Raw genomic sequence first — 15,212 nt, 5'->3', positions numbered from 1 at the left:
GCGTCCGGCGGCGACTTCGCATACCTGGCTTGCATGACTATGCAAAGTGAGACATACTCTTTCTATGTCCAAGGTCCTCACCTCCCTGCCCGCCGGCGAGCGCGTCGGCATCGCCTTCTCGGGCGGTCTCGACACCTCCGTCGCGGTCGCGTGGATGCGCGACAAGGGCGCCGTCCCGTGCACCTACACCGCCGACATCGGCCAGTACGACGAGCCCGACATCGCCTCGGTGCCCGGCCGTGCCAAGACCTACGGTGCCGAGATCGCGCGCCTGGTCGACTGCCGTGCGGCGCTGGTCGAGGAGGGCCTTGCCGCGCTGACCTGCGGCGCGTTCCACATCCGCTCGGGCGGGCGGGCGTACTTCAACACCACGCCGCTGGGCCGGGCCGTCACCGGCACGCTGCTGGTGCGGGCGATGCTGGAGGACGACGTCCAGATCTGGGGCGACGGCTCGACCTTCAAGGGCAACGACATCGAGCGGTTCTACCGCTACGGCCTGCTCGCCAACCCGCACCTGAGGATCTACAAGCCCTGGCTGGACGCGGCGTTCGTGACCGAGCTCGGCGGCCGCAAGGAGATGTCGGAGTGGCTTCTCGCCCACGGGCTGCCCTACCGGGACAGCGCGGAGAAGGCGTACTCCACCGACGCCAACATCTGGGGCGCCACCCACGAGGCCAAGACCCTGGAGCACCTGGACACCGGCATCGAGACGGTCGAGCCCATCATGGGTGTGAAGTTCTGGGACCCCGAGGCCGAGATCGCCACCGAGGACGTGACGATCCGCTTCGCCGAGGGCCGCCCCGTGTCGATCAACGGCAAGGAGTTCGCCTCCGCCGTCGACCTGGTCATGGAGGCCAACGCCGTCGGCGGCCGGCACGGCCTGGGCATGTCGGACCAGATCGAGAACCGGATCATCGAGGCCAAGAGCCGCGGCATCTACGAGGCCCCGGGCATGGCCCTGCTGCACGCCGCCTACGAGCGGCTGGTCAACGCGATCCACAACGAGGACACCGTCGCCCAGTACCACACCGAGGGACGGCGCCTGGGCCGGCTGATGTACGAGGGCCGCTGGCTGGACCCGCAGGCGCTGATGATCCGCGAGTCGCTGCAGCGCTGGGTCGGCGCGGCCGTCACCGGCGAGGTGACGCTGCGGCTGCGGCGCGGCGAGGACTACTCGATCCTCGACACGGCCGGCCCGGCCTTCAGCTACCACCCGGACAAGCTGTCCATGGAGCGCACCGAGGACTCGGCGTTCGGCCCGGTCGACCGGATCGGCCAGCTCACCATGCGCAACCTGGACATCGCCGACTCGCGCGCCAAGCTGGAGCAGTACGCCGGCATCGGCCTGATCGGCAGCGGCAGTCCCACCATCGGCGCCGCCCAGGCCGCCGCGACGGGCCTCATCGGCACCATGCCGGAGCTGCCGCAGGGCGGCGCCGAGGCGATCGCCTCCCGCGGTGAGGTCTCCGAGGAGGACGCGTGGCTGGACCGCGCGGCGATGGAGTCCGGCACGGACTGACCCGCCCGGCACCGCACGCGAAGGGCCGGCTCACCCCCCTGACGTGGTGAGCCGGCCCTTCGCGTTGCCGCCCGCCGGTTCCTCCCCGGCGGGCGGGGCCGTTCAGCGGGACGACCCCGCCATCTCCGGGACCGGGGCGTCCAGGGCGTCCAGGCCGCGCAGGATGTCCTCGACGCGCTGCTTGGCGTCGCCGAACAGCATCTGGGTGTTCTCACGGAAGAACAGCGGGTTCTGCACGCCCGCGTAGCCGGCGGCCATGGACCGCTTGAAGACGACCACGTTCGCCGCCTCCCACACGTGCAGCACCGGCATGCCCGCGATGGGGCTGGACGGGTTGTCGGTGGCGGCCGGGTTGACCGTGTCGTTGGCGCCGATGACCAGGACGACCGAGGTGGCGGCGAAGTCGTCGTTGATCTCGTCCATCTCCAGGACGATGTCGTACGGCACGTTCGCCTCGGCGAGCAGCACGTTCATGTGCCCGGGCAGCCTGCCGGCCACGGGGTGGATGCCGAACCGGACCTCCACGCCCCGCTCGCGCAGCTTGCGGGCGAGTTCGGCGACCGGGTACTGGGCCTGGGCGACGGCCATGCCGTAGCCCGGCGTGATGATCACCGAGGAGGCGTCGCCCAGGAGCTCCGCGGTCTCCTCGGCGCTGATCTCCCGGTGCTCGCCCTGCTCCCCGTCCTCGGCGGCCGCCGCCGGGGTGCCGAAGCCGCCCGCGATGACCGAGAGGAACGAGCGGTTCATCGCCTTGCACATGATGTACGACAGGTAGGCACCGGAGGAGCCGACCAGCGCGCCGGTGACGATGAGCAGGTTGTTGGCGAGCAGGAAGCCCGAGGCCGCCGCGGCCCAGCCCGAGTAGCTGTTGAGCATGGAGACGACCACCGGCATGTCGCCGCCGCCGATGGAGGCGACCAGGTGCGCGCCGAGGGCGAGGGCGATCACGGTGACCGCGATGAGCAGTCCCAGGCCGGGCTTCGCCACGAACGCGATGGTGAGGCCGACGAAGGCGACGAGGGCGCCGATGTTGAGGACGTGCTTGCCGGGCAGCGTCAGCGGACGGGAGTCGATGCGCGCCGACAGCTTCAGGTAGGCCACGACGGAACCGGTGAAGGTGACCGCGCCGATGAACACCCCGATGAACACCTCGGCGTGGTGGATGCCGAGCAGCGACCCGCTCAGCTCGTCGTCGACCTCCAGGTAACCGTTCCAGCCGACGAACGCGGCGGCCAGGCCGACCAGGCTGTGCATGATGGCGATCAGCTCGGGCATGCCGGTCATCTCGACGACCCGGGCCCGCCAGAGCCCGATGCCCGCGCCGGCGGCCGTGGCGACGGCGATCAGCACCAGGGAGGTGGCGGTGATGCTGCGGGAGGCGAGACCGACCGTGGCGGCCAGCGCGACGACCATGCCCGCGATGCCCCAGACGACACCCGAGCGGGAGGTGCGGTGCTGGGAGAGACCGGCGAGGCTGAGGATGAACAGCAGCGCCGCGACGACGTAGGCGGCCTGTGTGGCCGTGACTGTGGTCATCCCTGATCAGCCCTTCGAGAACATGCCGAGCATGCGGCGGGTGACGGCGAATCCGCCGAAGATGTTGATGCTCGCCAGCAGGATCGCGGCGAACGACAGCGCGGTCACGGCGGTGTTCCCGTGTCCGATCTGCAGCAGCGCGCCGACCACGACGATCCCGGAGATGGCGTTGGTGACGGACATCAGCGGGGTGTGCAGCGCGTGGTGCACGTTGCCGATGACGTAGAAGCCGATGACGATGGCCAGCACGAACACCGTGAAGTGGCCGAGCAGTTCGCTCGGCGAGAAGGCGGTCACCAGGAACAGCGCGAGCGCCCCGGCCGCGACGAGGGCGTAGGAGGACCAGGCGGGGCGGGCGGGCTTGGCCGGTGCCGGGGCGGCGGGCGGGGCCGGTTCCTTCGCGGCGGGGGCGGGCGCGGCGGACACCTGGACCGGGGGCGGCGGCCAGGTCTTCTCGCCGTCGCGGACCACGGTCATCGAGCGCTGCACCACGTCGTCGAAGTCGAGGACGAGCCGGCCGTCCTTGCCGGGCGTGAGCAGCTTCATCAGGTTGACGACGTTGGTGCCGTACAGCTGCGAGGCCTGGGCCGGGAGGCGGCCGGGCAGGTCGGTGTAGCCGATGATCGTCACGTCGTTGGCGGTGACGACGGCCTTCCCGGCGACCGTGCCCTCCACGTTGCCGCCCTGGGCCGCCGCCATGTCGACGATGACGCTGCCCGGCTTCATCCGCGCGACGTCCTCGGCGGTGATGAGCCGGGGCGCCGGGCGGCCCGGGATGAGCGCGGTGGTGACGATGATGTCGACGTCGGCGGCCTGCTCGGCGTACAGCTGCGCGGCGAGCCGGTCGTAGTCCTCCGAGGTGGCCCTGGCGTAGCCGTCGGTGCTCACCTCCTGCTCGGCGGAGACCGTGAGGAACTCGCCGCCGAGGGACCGCACCTGCTCGGCGACCTCGGGCCGGGGGTCGGTGGCGCGGACCACGGCGCCGAGGCTGCGGGCCGCGCCGATCGCCGCGAGCCCGGCGACGCCGGCACCGGCCACCAGGACCTTGGCGGGCGGCACCTTGCCGGCGGCGGTCACCTGGCCGGTGAAGAACCGCCCGAAGGCGTGCGCCGCCTCGACGACGGCCCGGTAGCCGGCGATGTTCGCCATGGAGCTGAGCACGTCCAGGGACTGGGCCCGGGAGATACGGGGCACGGCGTCCATGGCGAGCACGGTGATCGGCCGCCGGGCCAACTCCTCGACCAGCTCGGGGTTGAGGGCCGGGCTGATCAGCGCGATCAGGGTCGCCCCGTCGCGCAGCCGGCCGATCTCCTCGCCGGTGGGACCGTTGACCTTGAGCACGATCTCCGCCTGCCACGGGTCGCCCAGCCGGGCTCCCGCGTCCTCGTAGGCCGCGTCGGAGAAGCGGGACGAGGCTCCCGCTCCCGGTTCGACCACGACGTCGTACCCGAGCGCGACAAGTCTCCCCACGGTGGCGGGCGTCGCCGCCACCCTGGTCTCGCCCGCAGCGGACTCGGCCGGGATGCCGATCCCCTGGGGTTCGGGTTCCGCTTGGACCATCGTCTGCCTCTCTCGTCTGTTCGTGTGCCTGTCCTCCTTGGTGCCCGCATCCTGCACGGTCGACGCGGTATCGGTGGCGGACCACGGTCACATGGCTCAAGAGGCAGTCCTCACACCGCACAGGGGTTGCCAGGAACCGCGTTCAGGAGTATCGAAGTGTGGCATAAGGGACGGGAGGGGCCTGTGAGGCGACGGCCCGTCAGGAGGCGAACAGCTCGTCCGTACGCCGCTGGACCTCCTCTGGTGTCAGGTCCTCGATCGTCTGGGAGATCATCCACAGGTGCCCGAAGGGGTCCGCGAGACGGCCGGCGCGCTGTCCGTAGTGCTGGTCGGCGACGGGGTGCACGACCGTGGCCCCGCCCCGCAGCATGGCCCCGGCCACGGCGTCGGCGTCCACGACGTCCAGCGCCATGACGACGGGGCTTCCCCCGAGGGAGGGCGGTGCCGGATCGCCCTGGCCGGCGTCCTTGACGGCGAGGACCGTGCCGCCGAGACGCAGCAGGGCGTGCACGATCCGCCCCTCGGGGCCGGTGTACCGCTCGGTCTCCTCGGCGCCGAGCGCGGTGCGGTAGAAGTCGATCGCCCGGGGCCCGTCGGAGACCACGAGCCGGGCGTAGAGCCGGGTGACTGCCTGGGGTTCGGTTGCGTGGGTCATGCCTTCACGATCGCGCGCCACGGCGGCCGCGGATTGTAGAAAACGGCCGCCGTGCCGGGCGCGTCACCCGCCGAGCGGCACGTGGTTGCGGTCGAGCGGCGAACGCGGCGCGTACGCGGTCGGGGTGATCCCGGCCAGGGCGCGGAACTCGTGGATGAGGTGGGCCTGGTCGTGGTAGCCGCAGTCGGCGGCGAGGACGGCCCAGTCCGGCGCTCCCCGCCCGGCGTTCACCCGCCCCAGCAGCCGCTGGAAGCGCCGCACCCGGGCGTACCGCTTGGGCGCGAGGCCCAGGTGCGCGGTGCATTCGCGGGCCAGCCGCCGCGGGGTCCAGCCGAGCCGGTCGGCCGCCTCGGCCACGGGCGTCCCGCGGCCGAGCAGCGCCGCGGCGCGCAGGACGGCCGGGTCGGGCCCCGGACCACGCTCCGCCCGCCGCAGCAGGGTCTTCTCCAGCTCCCGCACACAGGCCTCCGGTCCTCCCGACGCCCTGGCCTCCAGCAGCCGCTCGCGCAGCACGGCGCCGTCGGTCCCCCACAGCTCGTCCAGCCCGACCAGGTCGTCGCGGACCGCGGAGACCGGGGAGGGGAGGAAGGGGTAGGCCCCCGCCGGGCGGAAGGCGGCCCACACCACGGCGCGCTGCTGCGCCGGGTCGATCAGGGCGGGTTCGCTGGACGGCCCCTGGACGGCCGCTCCCCCGCTGCGCCGGTGCGCGCCGTGCGGCGGGGACGACGACAGGATGTCCTCGTGGAGGTTCACCAGCAGCTGCGCCCCGCCCGTCGGCAGCGCCAGCTCGGCGGAGTGCGCGAACCGGCCCTCCACGTAGCCGAGCGCCCCGACCAGCGGCCCGAGCCCGTCCGCCGACGGCCGGACCGTGACGGCGACGGGCACCTCTTCCGCCCTGGGAGCCATACGTCCAGGGTAGGGCGGGCCGTGACGGCCGGGACCCCGGCCGGGAGCGCCCCGACCGGCACCCCGGCGCGCAAACGCCACGCCCCCCGCCGAACCGCGCCTGGACTCGCCCGGACACACAGAAGACACCCGCATACCTGGAAGCCATACGTCCAGGACACGAACGGGCCGTGACGGCCGACACCCCGGCCGGGAGCACCCCGACCGGCACCCCGGCGCGCAAACGCCACGCCCCCCGCCGAACCGCGCCTGGACTCGCCCGGACACACAGGAGACACCCGCATACCTGGAAGCCATACGTCCAGGACACGAACGGGCCGTGACGGCCGACACCCCGCCCGGGAGCACCCCGACCGGCACCCCGGCGCGCAAACGCCACGCCCCCGGCACGTAACACGCCTAGACTCGCCCGGACACAAGGGGGCATCTGCGTATGGTCGCGGAACGGAACACTGTCGGAGACGTCTTCAGCGCCGGAGCGGAGGACTTCCACCGCTGGTCGCCCGCGCTCTGGGACCCGGTCGGCGAGGTCACGGCCGCTGCGGCCGCCCTGGCCGGCGGCGAGTCGGTGCTGGACGCCTGTTGCGGAGCCGGGGCGTCGGCCCTGCCCGCCGGGCGGGCGGTCGGAACGGCGGGCCTCGTGGACGCCGTGGATCTCGCCGAGGGGTTGCTCGCGATCGGGAAACGCCGGGCGCGGGAGGAAGGGCTGGACAACGTCCGCTTCCACGCCCACGACGTCACCTCCTGGCCCGCGCCGGCGGCCGGCTACGACGTCGTGCAGTGCGCGCTCGGCGTGTTCTTCTTCCCGGACATGGACCGGGACGCCGCCGCGCTGACGCGCAAGCTGCGCCCCGGGGGCCGGTTCGTCGTCACGGTCTGGGAGAAGGGCGCGCTGAGCGGCTGGCAGTCGGCGCTGCGCGGCGCGGTCCTGACGGAGCGCGATCTGCCTCGCCCGCCGCAGAGCGACCAGCTGGCCCGGATCGACACCACCGGCACCCTCGCGGCCTGGCTGACCGAGCTCGGCGGGAGCGCGCCGCAGGTCACCCGGCGGCGGTTCGAGGCGCCGCTGACGCCCGCGACGGCCTGGGTCCTAGCCGTCGGCAGCGGGACGCGGCGGATGCTCGAAGGGCTGTCGCCGGAGGCCGTCGAGCGGGTGCGGCGCGAGTTCACCGCCCGGCTCACCGAGGACGCGGTCACCGACCTCGACGTACGCGTCGTGACCGGCAGCGCCCGCTTCGCGGTCTGACGGCCGGGCCGTCGAACGGGCCGTGATCCACGGCGGCCCACCGGCCCGGCGGCGCCGTGGATCACGCCCCGTGACCGCTCGGCCGATACCCGTGATGCCCTGATTGCTCCCCCTGTGGGGAGGGCACTCAGGGCGTGTGCGCATCCAAGAAGGCGAACGACCGCGCAAGGTACTGCTCACCGGGTGGTTCAGCTTCCCGGACGGGGAGGCGAGCGCGGGGGACGTGCTCGCCCTGCGCCGGGTGGAGGACGTGCTGCGGGGGACGGGCATCCCCTACGACGTCGCATGGAGTCCCGGCTTCCGTCCGGACGCCCTGCACCTGGACCGGCTGTGGCCCGAGGACTACACCCACCTGGTGTTCGTGTGCGGCCCGCTGCACGGGCCGCAGGTCGAGGGGCTGCACCGGCGGTTCGCGCACTGTGTGCGGATCGCCGTCGGCACCTCGGTGATCGACCCCGCCGGCGCCGCCGTCACCGGCTTCCACCGGGTGCTGCCCCGGGACGGACCCGACAGCGAGCCGGTGGAGGACCTGGCGGCCCGCGCCCCGGAGGTGCCCGCCCGGCCGGTCGTCGGCGTGATCCTCACCGACGGCCAGGAGGAGTACGGGCAGCTGCGCAGGCACGGGCAGGTCGCCGAGGAGGTGACGCGCTGGCTCGCCGGAAAGGACTGCGCCCGGCTGGAGCTGGAGACGCGGCTCGACACCCACGACTGGCATCTGAGTGCCACGCCCGCGCAACTGCAGTCCGTGCTGGCCCGCCTGGACCTCGTGGTGACCGACCGGCTGCACGGGCTGGTGATCGCGCTGCGGGTCGGCACCCCGGTGCTGGCCGTCGACCCCGTCCGCGGCGGCGCCAGACTGAGCGCGCAGGCCCGGGCCTGCGGCTGGCCCGCGCTGGTGCCGGCCGAGCGGCTGGACGTGCGGCAGCTGGACCGCTGGTGGGACTGGTGCCTGACCGGCGGCCGGGTGACCGCGCGGCAGATCCGCGACGGCTTCCGCGAGGGAGCCGTGCCGGACAGCGCGGACCGGCTCGTCGAGGCACTGGCACGGCCCGTCCGCGGTTAGCCCGGGGACGGCGCGGGGCACCCGCTCTGCCAGTCCCCGCTTCCCGTCCCGCCGCACGTCCCCCCGGTGCCGTCCGTCCGGGCGGAGAGACGGTCGGCCGCCCTGAAGGAGAACCGCGTGCCCATCGGCCGACTCCCCGATCACGAGCAGCGCATCCTCGACGAGATGGAACGCGCCCTGCGCCGCGACCGCCGCCTGGACCGCCGGCTGCGCACGCTGCGGCTGAGCCGGCGCCCCGATCCCGCCCAGGTGCTGGCCCGCCTGGCCTCCTACCGTCCCCGGGTGGGGACCGTGGCGGTCCTGCTCGCGGTGTCGGCCGGTCTCGTCGTGGCGGGCGCCGTCACCTCGGCGCCGGGTCTGATCTGGGCGTTCGCCTTCCTGTGGCCGCTGACGCTGTTCGCCGGGTTCCGGCTGCTGTCCCGGTGGTACGGGAGGTGAGCGGCGACCCGCCGCGCACCCGGGCGCCGGTCCGGCCTCAGCCTGTGCAGCGGCGGGCTTTGGAGGCCCGTTGGGCCGGTTCCAGCAGGCGCAGCCTGGCCTCGACCTCGTGGGGCAGGACACGGCGTTCGCGCAGTACCCACGGCAGGGCCGCCGCGTCCGCGAACGCGCGCAGCGACGCGGTGTCGCGCGGGACCGTGCGGGCCAGGTTCACCGTCCGGCGCAGGGCCGGCCCGGCCGGGCGGCGCAGCCAGGTGAACCACAGGGTGTTGCGGATGCCGTGGCTGCGGCGCAGGGTGGCGTCCCGGGCCACGGACGGGTGGTGGTGCACCGCGAGGTGGTCGGCGTACGTCAGCCACCAGCCGTCGGCCGCGAGGTCCGCGGCGAGCAGCTCCTCCTCACCACCCAGTCACAGCCGCGGGTGGAAGCCGCCCGCGGCGCGGAAGGCACCGGTGCGCAGCACGGTCGCGGCGGCCAGGAACGACCCGAGGGCCGGCCCGGGCAGCCAGTCCGGCCCCGGGACGGGCGAGGTGCGCAGCTCCTCGACGATGGGGTCCTCGGTGCCGTCCGGTTCGACGACGATCCGGGCCGTGACCGAGCCGAGCGCCGGGTGCCGGTCGAGGAGGTCGGCGGCGCCGGTGAGCGAGCCGGGCGCCCACCAGGAGTCGTCGTCGCTGAACGCCACGTACGGGGTGCTCAGGGCGCGCAGGCCGAAGGTGCGGGCGAGGGCGCCGTGGTTGTGCGGCAGCGCCAGCACGGTGACCCGCGGGAACTCGCGCGCGGGCCGGTGGCGGGCGTCGTCGGTGGAGGCGTTGTCCACGACGAGGATCTCGGGCCGCTCCGGAAGGGTGAGGAGGTGGCGCAGGGTCTCCGTGAGGGTGGCGGAGCGGTTCCGGGTGGCGATCACGATGCCAGGGGGCTCGGGTCCGGGTGGGGGACGTTCATCGGGCGGGCCTCCTCACGGGTGTCGGACACCGGGCAGGGCGTCGACGGCGTCCAGGACGTCGCCGGGTGTGATGCGCAGCAGCGCGGGGTCGGTGCGGCGGCCGTGCGGGTCGCCCTCCGGGCCGTACCACAGCGCCCGGTGGCCGGGGCTGTCCGGTGGGCCCCAGCGGCTCGGCGGGACCGGTCCGAACAGGGTGACGGAGCGGGTGGCGTACGCGACGGCGAGGTGGGCGATGCCGGTGTCGCCGCTGATCACGACGTGCGCGTCAGCGACGAGGGCGGCCAGCCGGCCGAAGGGCAGGCCGCCGCCGAAGACGTCGTCGTCGTCCAGTTCGGCCCGCTTGGCGAGCCGGGCGACGAGGTCGCTCTCGTCCGCGCCGCCGGTGACGACGACCCGCAGGCCCCTGGCGCGCAGCCCGGCCGCCACCGCCGCGTAGCGCTCGACGGGCCAGCAGCGAGCCGGTGACCCCGCGCCGGGGTGCAGCACGGCCGCGCCGTGCGCCGGTGAGGCCGTGTGCGGGCGGGGCAGGCGCAGGTCGAGCGGGTCGGCGTCGATGCCGTACGCCTGGAGCAGCCGACACCAGCGGTCGCGCTCGTGTTCCTCCGCGTACCAGGGCGGGCCGTCGACCTCCGGTGTCTCCGGATGGGCGAAGGCGAGCAGTTCGAGCGGGCGCAGCGCCATGAGCAGCCGGTGGCTGGGCGGTCCGTTGCCGTGCAGGTCGACGGCGACGTCCGGGGGCGGTCCCGTCCAGTGGAGCGACCGCGGCACCGCACGCCCCGGCGCGGCGGCGGGCAGCAGCCGGTCCACGGCCCCCGTCATCGCCACGACCGGCTCCAGCCCGGCGGGGGCGGCCAGCACGATCTCGTGCCCCGGGTGGGCCCGCCGCAGCGCGCGCAGCGCGGGCACCCCGGCGAGCAGGTCCCCGAGCCCGAGGGCCCGCAGGACGAGGAGGCGGGGACGGGCAGGGCCGGGGTGTGCGTCTGGGCTCATGACCGCAGCCTGCCGTGTGTGCTCCGGGTTCGCCGCCGTGGACCGGCTCGACGGGTGGGTCATCGGGCTCCTTGCGCCGCCCGTTCCATGAGGGCCGTCGAGGAGCGGCGTCGAGGTAGGGCAGGAGGATCGACTGGCCGCCCGGCGCTGGAGGAGGGGGGCTTCCGGGAGGTCGGCCGCGGCGTAGTCGCCGCCCTTGACCCACACGTCGGGGCGCAGGCCGGCCAGGAGCCGTTCGGGGGTGTCCTCGTCGAAGACGGCGACGGCGTCGACGCAGGCCAGGGCGTCCAGGACGCGGACGTGGTCGGCCAGCGGGTTGACCGGGCGGCCGTCGCCCTTGCGGCGTGCGACCGACGCGTCCGAGTTGACGCACACCACGAGGCAGTCGCCGAGCCGCCGAGCGGCCCGCAGGAGGCCGACGTGACCGGCGTGCAGCAGGTCGAAGCAGCCGCCGGCCGCGACGACGGTGCCGTGCGCGGCCCGGACCCGGGCGGCCAGGGCGTACGGGCCGTCACCGTCCGGGCCGGGCACCGGTTCGGCGTCCGCGTCCGGCACGGCCGAGGCACCGCCCGCCGCGACGAAGGCGGTGGCCGCCGCCACGGCACCCTCGACCGCCTCCGCGACCAGGCCACCGTCGGCGAGCAGCCCGGTGGCCGCCGCGGCGAACCGGTCCCCTGCGCCGCAGCTGTCGCCGGGGTGGCCGGCGGGCACGGGGACGAGCAGCGGGTGCTCACCGTAGGACAGAGCACTTTCGGGCGGCCGTCGTCGACGGGCGGGAAGCCGGCGGCCTCGGCGAGGTGGAGGCCGGCCTCGACCTCGTGGGCGTGGGGGGCGTGGTGGTGGCGTACGTCGACGAGGGAGCCGGGGTAGTCCTCGCTGTCGGCGGCGACGAAGCCGACGCCGGCCAGGCGCAGCAGCAGGGCGGCGGGCAGCGGGGACGGGTGGAAGGAGGTGAGGATCAGCGCGGTGTCGGCGTCGATCGTGTCGATGAGCTGCCCGACCTCGCCGCGGCCGACGGGCGGGGGTTCGAAGCCCACCCAGGGCGCGTCCCACACGAGGATGTCGTCGACGCCGGGCAGCAGCCGGGCGGCGGGGGGCGCCGCGTGGCCCGCACAGCAGGGTGAGGGTGTCGGCGCGGGCGGCGACCGCCCGGATCGCGGGCCCGGCCGGCAGGACGTCGCCGAAGCTGTCGAGGCGTGTGACCAGGGCCTTCATGAGGTCACCCCCTGCGGCGGGCCGCCGGTGAAGGCGTCCCGGATGGGGCGTTCGTCGGCGAGGACCCGGCCTCGCGGCACCCCGTCCAGTACGGCGCGGACGGCGGTCAGCAGGTCCGGGGCGACATGGTCGGCGGCGGCCACCTCCTCGCCGCGTGTCACGGCGGTGGGGACGAGGATGCCGTGGGCGCCGGCCCGGCGGGCGGCCTCCACGTCGGCGCCGATGTCGCCGATGACGACGAGGTCGCCGGGGTCCGTGCACAGCCGCCCGGCCGCCCACAGCACCATGCCGGGCTCGGGCTTGCGGCACCGGCAGCCGTCGCCGGGGCCGTGCGGGCAGACGGCGAACACGTCGAAGGGGCCGAGGAGTTCGTCGAGGCGGTGATGGACGCGGTGGACGTCGGCCTCGGTGATCAGACCGCGGGCGACGCCGGACTGGTTGGTGACGACGCCGGTGCGGACGCCGCGGGCGCGCAGCAGGGCGAGGGCCTCGCGGGCGCCCTGGACGGGGCGTACGCGGTGGGGGTCGCCGTTGTAGGGGACGTCCTCGACGAGTGTGCCGTCGCGGTCGAACAGCACGGCCTTCACGGGGCTCACCGGGTCCTCTCCTCCTCCCAGGCGGGGGCGTGGCGGCGGCGCCAGACTCCGGAGAGCCGGTGCCAGGGCGCGGCGGGCGGGAGGACCACGCTGGTGGCGAGCATGGTCGTCACCTCCTGGCGGGTGCGCGGGCCGGGGGTGATGCGGGCGCGGGCGAACTCGGCGGTGCCGGCGGCCCAGCCGAGCGCGCAGGCCGCGGCGGCCCGGAGTCGTCCGGCGGCGGCGAGGGCGCAGACGGCGAGTCCCCGCGGTGGTGATCGCCGCGTGCGGCGGATCCGGCCGCGCGGGGCGACCGCCTTGTCCCACCAGGCGTCGTCGGCGTTGCCGCGCTGCTGGCGCACGGACGACCAGCGGGAGGCGGGGCGCACGGGGTGGCGGGTGCCGCGGTGGCCCTGCCGGATGCGCCAGCCCGCGTCGGGGACGCGCAGCGCGAGGTCGGCGTCCTTGCGGAAGGCCCGCTCGAAGCGCTCGTCGAAGCCGCCGACCTCCTTGAGGGCCTCGGTGCGGTAGGCCATGTCGGCGGTGATCCAGTGGGCGCGCCGGCGAGTCCGGCGGTGCCGCGCTCCCAGTCGGTGAGGCGGCGCCCGCCGGGCAGGGGGACGGTGATGACGCCCTGGACGCCCTGGACGCCCGCGACGTCGGGGGCCGCGTCGGCCAGGTCCTCGGCCAGCTGGGCGCACCAGTGGGCCCCGACCTGGACGTCGTCGAGGAAGACGGTCCACGGCGCGTTCACCGTCCGCAGGCCGGTGTTGCGGGCGGCGGCGGGCCCGCGGCCGCCGCCGTCCGGCACCGTGGTGCGCTCCCGCAGGTGAACGAGGACGCTCAGCGGGTGCTCCAGCCTCCCTGGATTCCCTCCGGGCCGGTCGTCGACGAGGACGATCTGCTCGGGCGCGGCCCGGTCGCGGCGGCGAGTGCCGCGAGGCAGTCGGCGAGAGTGCCCCGGACGAGGGTGGGGATCACGACGGCGTACGGGGTCATGCGGCCGTCCTTCCCGCGGCGAACGCCCGCTCGATGCGGACCGCGAACGGCCCGAGGGCCAGCAGGTCGACGGGCGCGGACCCGAAGCACTCCAGGGCGTCACGGGGTCGTCGGCCACGGGCCGCCCGGCGGTGTTGAGGCTGGTGTCGACGACGACGGGCAGTCCGGTGGGCCGCTCGAAGGCGCGCGGTACCCGTGCCACGAGCGGTTCGCGCCGCTCCTCGACGGTCCGCGATCGTCGAGGACCAGGACGGCGCTGCCGGGGTGGGGGGAGGCGGGTCCGGCGGAGGCGGCGTGGGCGACGTGGTGGGGGACGAAGACGACGCGGGCGGGGTCGAGGCCGGTCAGGGCCTCGGCGAGGAACTCGGGGGCGCGGCGCGCGTACTCCAGGCGCAGCGGGTCCCAGGGGTCGTCCAGCCCCATCTCGCGGGCGGGCCGGGCCAGTGACGGGTCGAAGGAGTAGGTGACGGCGTCCAGGTCCTGCGGCCGCAGACCGGCCTGCTGAAAGCACCAGCGGGCGGACAGCTCCCACGCGGAGAACGGCAGCGGCCGCTTGCCGTGTTTGCGTCGGCTGAAGCGCTCCTCCTCGGCTGCCGCCACCGTCCGGCCGTCGACCACCAGAGCAGCGGCCGGGTCGTGGAACAAGGCGTTGATCCCGAGAATGCGCATCGGAGTGCTGCTCCGTCCCGTGGGGGGTGGGGACTACGGTGTGATCGAGTGCCGCGTGACGGCTGTCTCAAACAATGATGTCGACTGTGAGCTTTGGTGCCGATTCGTCACCGTGGGTGATACCCAGGGCCGAGCGGCCGGATCAGGCCGCGGCCGGGCGTGAGAACCAGCCGATCGTGCGTTCAAGTCCTTCGCCCACAGCCGACCCGGGGACGCCAGCCGAGCCGTTCCCGGGCGAGGCGGGTGTCGGGGCGGCGCCGGGCGGGGTCGTCGACGGGCCGGTCCACGAACCGGATGCGGGAGCCGGAGCCGGTCAGGCCGACGATCCGGCGGACCAGTTCCAGCACGGTGATCTCGTCGCCGCCGCCGATGTTCACGGGCCCGGTCTCGGCGGAGGCGGCCAGGGCGAGCACACCGTCCACGGTGTCGTCGACGTAGCAGAGCGAACGGGTCTGGCCTCCGTCGCCGGCGACGGTCAGGGGCATGCCGTCCAGGGCCTGGGCGATGAAGGTGGGCACGGCCCGGCCGTCACCGGGGCGCATGCGGGGACCGTAGGAGTCGAAGATGCGGACGATGGCGGCGTCGGTGCCGTGCACGCCGCGGTGGGCGGTGACCAGGGCCTCCGCGACGCGCTTGGACTCGTCGTAGACGCTGCCGGGCCGACCGGGTTCACGTTGCCCGGTAGCCCTCGTGCTGCGGGTGCTCCAGCGGGTCACCGTAGACCTCGGAGGTGGACGCCAGGACGAGCCGGGCGCCGTCGGCGCGGGCGCGGTCCAGGGCGAGGCGGGACACGCGAAGTGCAGGACGAGCCGGGCGCCGTCGGCGCGGGCGCGGTCCAGGGCGAGGCGGGACACGCGAAGTGCAGGACGAGCCGGGCGCCGTCGGCGCGGGCGCG

The 15,212-nt window shown here is 74.7% G+C and carries 11 protein-coding genes and 5 pseudogenes; 5 read left to right on the top strand and 11 right to left on the bottom strand.

Going from position 1 to position 15,212, the window contains the following annotated elements; all coding sequences use genetic code 11:
• Window positions 1–64: 64 nt before the first annotated feature.
• On the top strand, window positions 65–1,519 hold the full coding sequence (gene argG / locus ACFW6P_RS14620) for an argininosuccinate synthase (RefSeq protein ID WP_386423802.1): 1,455 nt from the start codon (window positions 65–67) through the stop codon (window positions 1,517–1,519).
• Between the two features lie 102 nt (window positions 1,520–1,621).
• On the opposite strand, the gene pntB is transcribed toward argG, so the two are convergent.
• The 4 genes from pntB to ACFW6P_RS14600 all read right to left on the bottom strand — a co-directional run bounded on the left by pntB (window position 1,622) and on the right by ACFW6P_RS14600 (window position 6,176).
• Entirely contained in the window at window positions 1,622–3,055 is a 1,434-nt protein-coding gene (pntB, locus tag ACFW6P_RS14615) for a Re/Si-specific NAD(P)(+) transhydrogenase subunit beta (protein WP_386348024.1), read from the bottom strand.
• Window positions 3,056–3,061: 6 nt separating this feature from the next.
• Window positions 3,062–4,615 carry a Re/Si-specific NAD(P)(+) transhydrogenase subunit alpha gene (locus tag ACFW6P_RS14610; RefSeq protein WP_386348022.1) on the bottom strand — a complete coding sequence of 518 codons (1,554 nt, stop codon included), beginning with the start codon at window positions 4,613–4,615 and terminating at the stop codon, window positions 3,062–3,064.
• A gap of 199 nt (window positions 4,616–4,814) precedes the next feature.
• The gene (locus ACFW6P_RS14605; protein ID WP_386348019.1) at window positions 4,815–5,270 is read right to left on the bottom strand and encodes a VOC family protein; all 456 of its coding nucleotides are present in this window, start codon (window positions 5,268–5,270) and stop codon (window positions 4,815–4,817) included.
• A 63-nt stretch (window positions 5,271–5,333) separates the two neighbouring features.
• Window positions 5,334–6,176, bottom strand: a complete 843-nt coding sequence (locus ACFW6P_RS14600; RefSeq protein ID WP_386348017.1) for a helix-turn-helix domain-containing protein — start codon at window positions 6,174–6,176, stop codon at window positions 5,334–5,336.
• A 433-nt stretch (window positions 6,177–6,609) separates the two neighbouring features.
• Between ACFW6P_RS14600 and ACFW6P_RS14595 the strand changes: the two genes are divergently transcribed.
• The 3 genes from ACFW6P_RS14595 to ACFW6P_RS14585 all read left to right on the top strand — a co-directional run bounded on the left by ACFW6P_RS14595 (window position 6,610) and on the right by ACFW6P_RS14585 (window position 8,923).
• A complete protein-coding gene (locus ACFW6P_RS14595; protein ID WP_386423800.1) occupies window positions 6,610–7,422 on the top strand; it encodes a class I SAM-dependent methyltransferase in 813 nt (270 codons plus the stop codon).
• Between the two features lie 136 nt (window positions 7,423–7,558).
• On the top strand, window positions 7,559–8,485 hold the full coding sequence (locus ACFW6P_RS14590) for a polysaccharide pyruvyl transferase family protein (RefSeq protein ID WP_386423798.1): 927 nt from the start codon (window positions 7,559–7,561) through the stop codon (window positions 8,483–8,485).
• 117 nt (window positions 8,486–8,602) lie between these two features.
• Window positions 8,603–8,923: a hypothetical protein gene (locus tag ACFW6P_RS14585; RefSeq protein WP_386348008.1), complete on the top strand. Its 321-nt coding sequence runs from the start codon at window positions 8,603–8,605 to the stop codon at window positions 8,921–8,923.
• Between the two features lie 37 nt (window positions 8,924–8,960).
• On the opposite strand, the pseudogene ACFW6P_RS14580 reads toward ACFW6P_RS14585, so the two are convergent.
• The 3 genes and pseudogenes from ACFW6P_RS14580 to ACFW6P_RS14570 all read right to left on the bottom strand — a co-directional run.
• Window positions 8,961–9,833: pseudogene (locus ACFW6P_RS14580) on the bottom strand (glycosyltransferase family 2 protein).
• 48 nt (window positions 9,834–9,881) lie between these two features.
• Window positions 9,882–10,859, bottom strand: a complete 978-nt coding sequence (locus tag ACFW6P_RS14575; protein WP_386348006.1) for a glycosyltransferase family 9 protein — start codon at window positions 10,857–10,859, stop codon at window positions 9,882–9,884.
• Between the two features lie 59 nt (window positions 10,860–10,918).
• Window positions 10,919–11,603, bottom strand: a pseudogene (locus tag ACFW6P_RS14570) (adenylyltransferase/cytidyltransferase family protein); the annotation flags it as partial.
• 53 nt (window positions 11,604–11,656) lie between these two features.
• Here ACFW6P_RS14570 and ACFW6P_RS14565 point away from each other — a divergent pair.
• A complete protein-coding gene (locus ACFW6P_RS14565; RefSeq protein ID WP_386348116.1) occupies window positions 11,657–11,983 on the top strand; it encodes a hypothetical protein in 327 nt (108 codons plus the stop codon).
• A gap of 87 nt (window positions 11,984–12,070) precedes the next feature.
• Here the strand turns inward: ACFW6P_RS14565 and ACFW6P_RS14560 are convergent, their stop codons facing one another.
• From ACFW6P_RS14560 to ACFW6P_RS14545, 4 genes and pseudogenes are all read right to left on the bottom strand, one after another.
• Window positions 12,071–12,670, bottom strand: coding sequence for a D-glycero-alpha-D-manno-heptose-1,7-bisphosphate 7-phosphatase (locus ACFW6P_RS14560; RefSeq protein ID WP_386423797.1), 600 nt, complete (start codon window positions 12,668–12,670; stop codon window positions 12,071–12,073).
• Window positions 12,667–13,648 (bottom strand): annotated as a pseudogene (locus tag ACFW6P_RS14555) (glycosyltransferase). Before ACFW6P_RS14555 ends, ACFW6P_RS14560 begins: the two are co-directional and overlap by 4 nt.
• 221 nt (window positions 13,649–13,869) lie before the next feature.
• A pseudogene (locus ACFW6P_RS14550) lies at window positions 13,870–14,317 on the bottom strand (carbamoyltransferase N-terminal domain-containing protein); the annotation flags it as partial.
• Window positions 14,318–14,459: 142 nt separating this feature from the next.
• Window positions 14,460–15,212 (bottom strand): annotated as a pseudogene (locus ACFW6P_RS14545) (NAD-dependent epimerase/dehydratase family protein); the annotation flags it as partial.

The organism is Streptomyces sp. NPDC058741, from assembly GCF_042746715.1.
GTDB lineage: Bacteria > Actinomycetota > Actinomycetes > Streptomycetales > Streptomycetaceae > Streptomyces.
Note: the sequence above shows the minus strand (reverse complement) of the source record. Positions and strands in the feature narration are given on the sequence as shown.

What these genes read in the sequence shown, in the direction of transcription:
- argG (WP_386423802.1), top strand. Translation starts at nt 65, where the DNA reads ATGTCCAAGGTCCTCACCTCCCTGCCCGCCGGCGAGCGCGTCGGCATC.
- pntB (WP_386348024.1), bottom strand. Translation starts at nt 3,055, where the DNA reads ATGACCACAGTCACGGCCACACAGGCCGCCTACGTCGTCGCGGCGCTG.
- ACFW6P_RS14610 (WP_386348022.1), bottom strand. Translation starts at nt 4,615, where the DNA reads ATGGTCCAAGCGGAACCCGAACCCCAGGGGATCGGCATCCCGGCCGAG.
- ACFW6P_RS14605 (WP_386348019.1), bottom strand. Translation starts at nt 5,270, where the DNA reads ATGACCCACGCAACCGAACCCCAGGCAGTCACCCGGCTCTACGCCCGG.
- ACFW6P_RS14600 (WP_386348017.1), bottom strand. Translation starts at nt 6,176, where the DNA reads ATGGCTCCCAGGGCGGAAGAGGTGCCCGTCGCCGTCACGGTCCGGCCG.
- ACFW6P_RS14595 (WP_386423800.1), top strand. Translation starts at nt 6,610, where the DNA reads ATGGTCGCGGAACGGAACACTGTCGGAGACGTCTTCAGCGCCGGAGCG.
- ACFW6P_RS14575 (WP_386348006.1), bottom strand. Translation starts at nt 10,859, where the DNA reads ATGAGCCCAGACGCACACCCCGGCCCTGCCCGTCCCCGCCTCCTCGTC.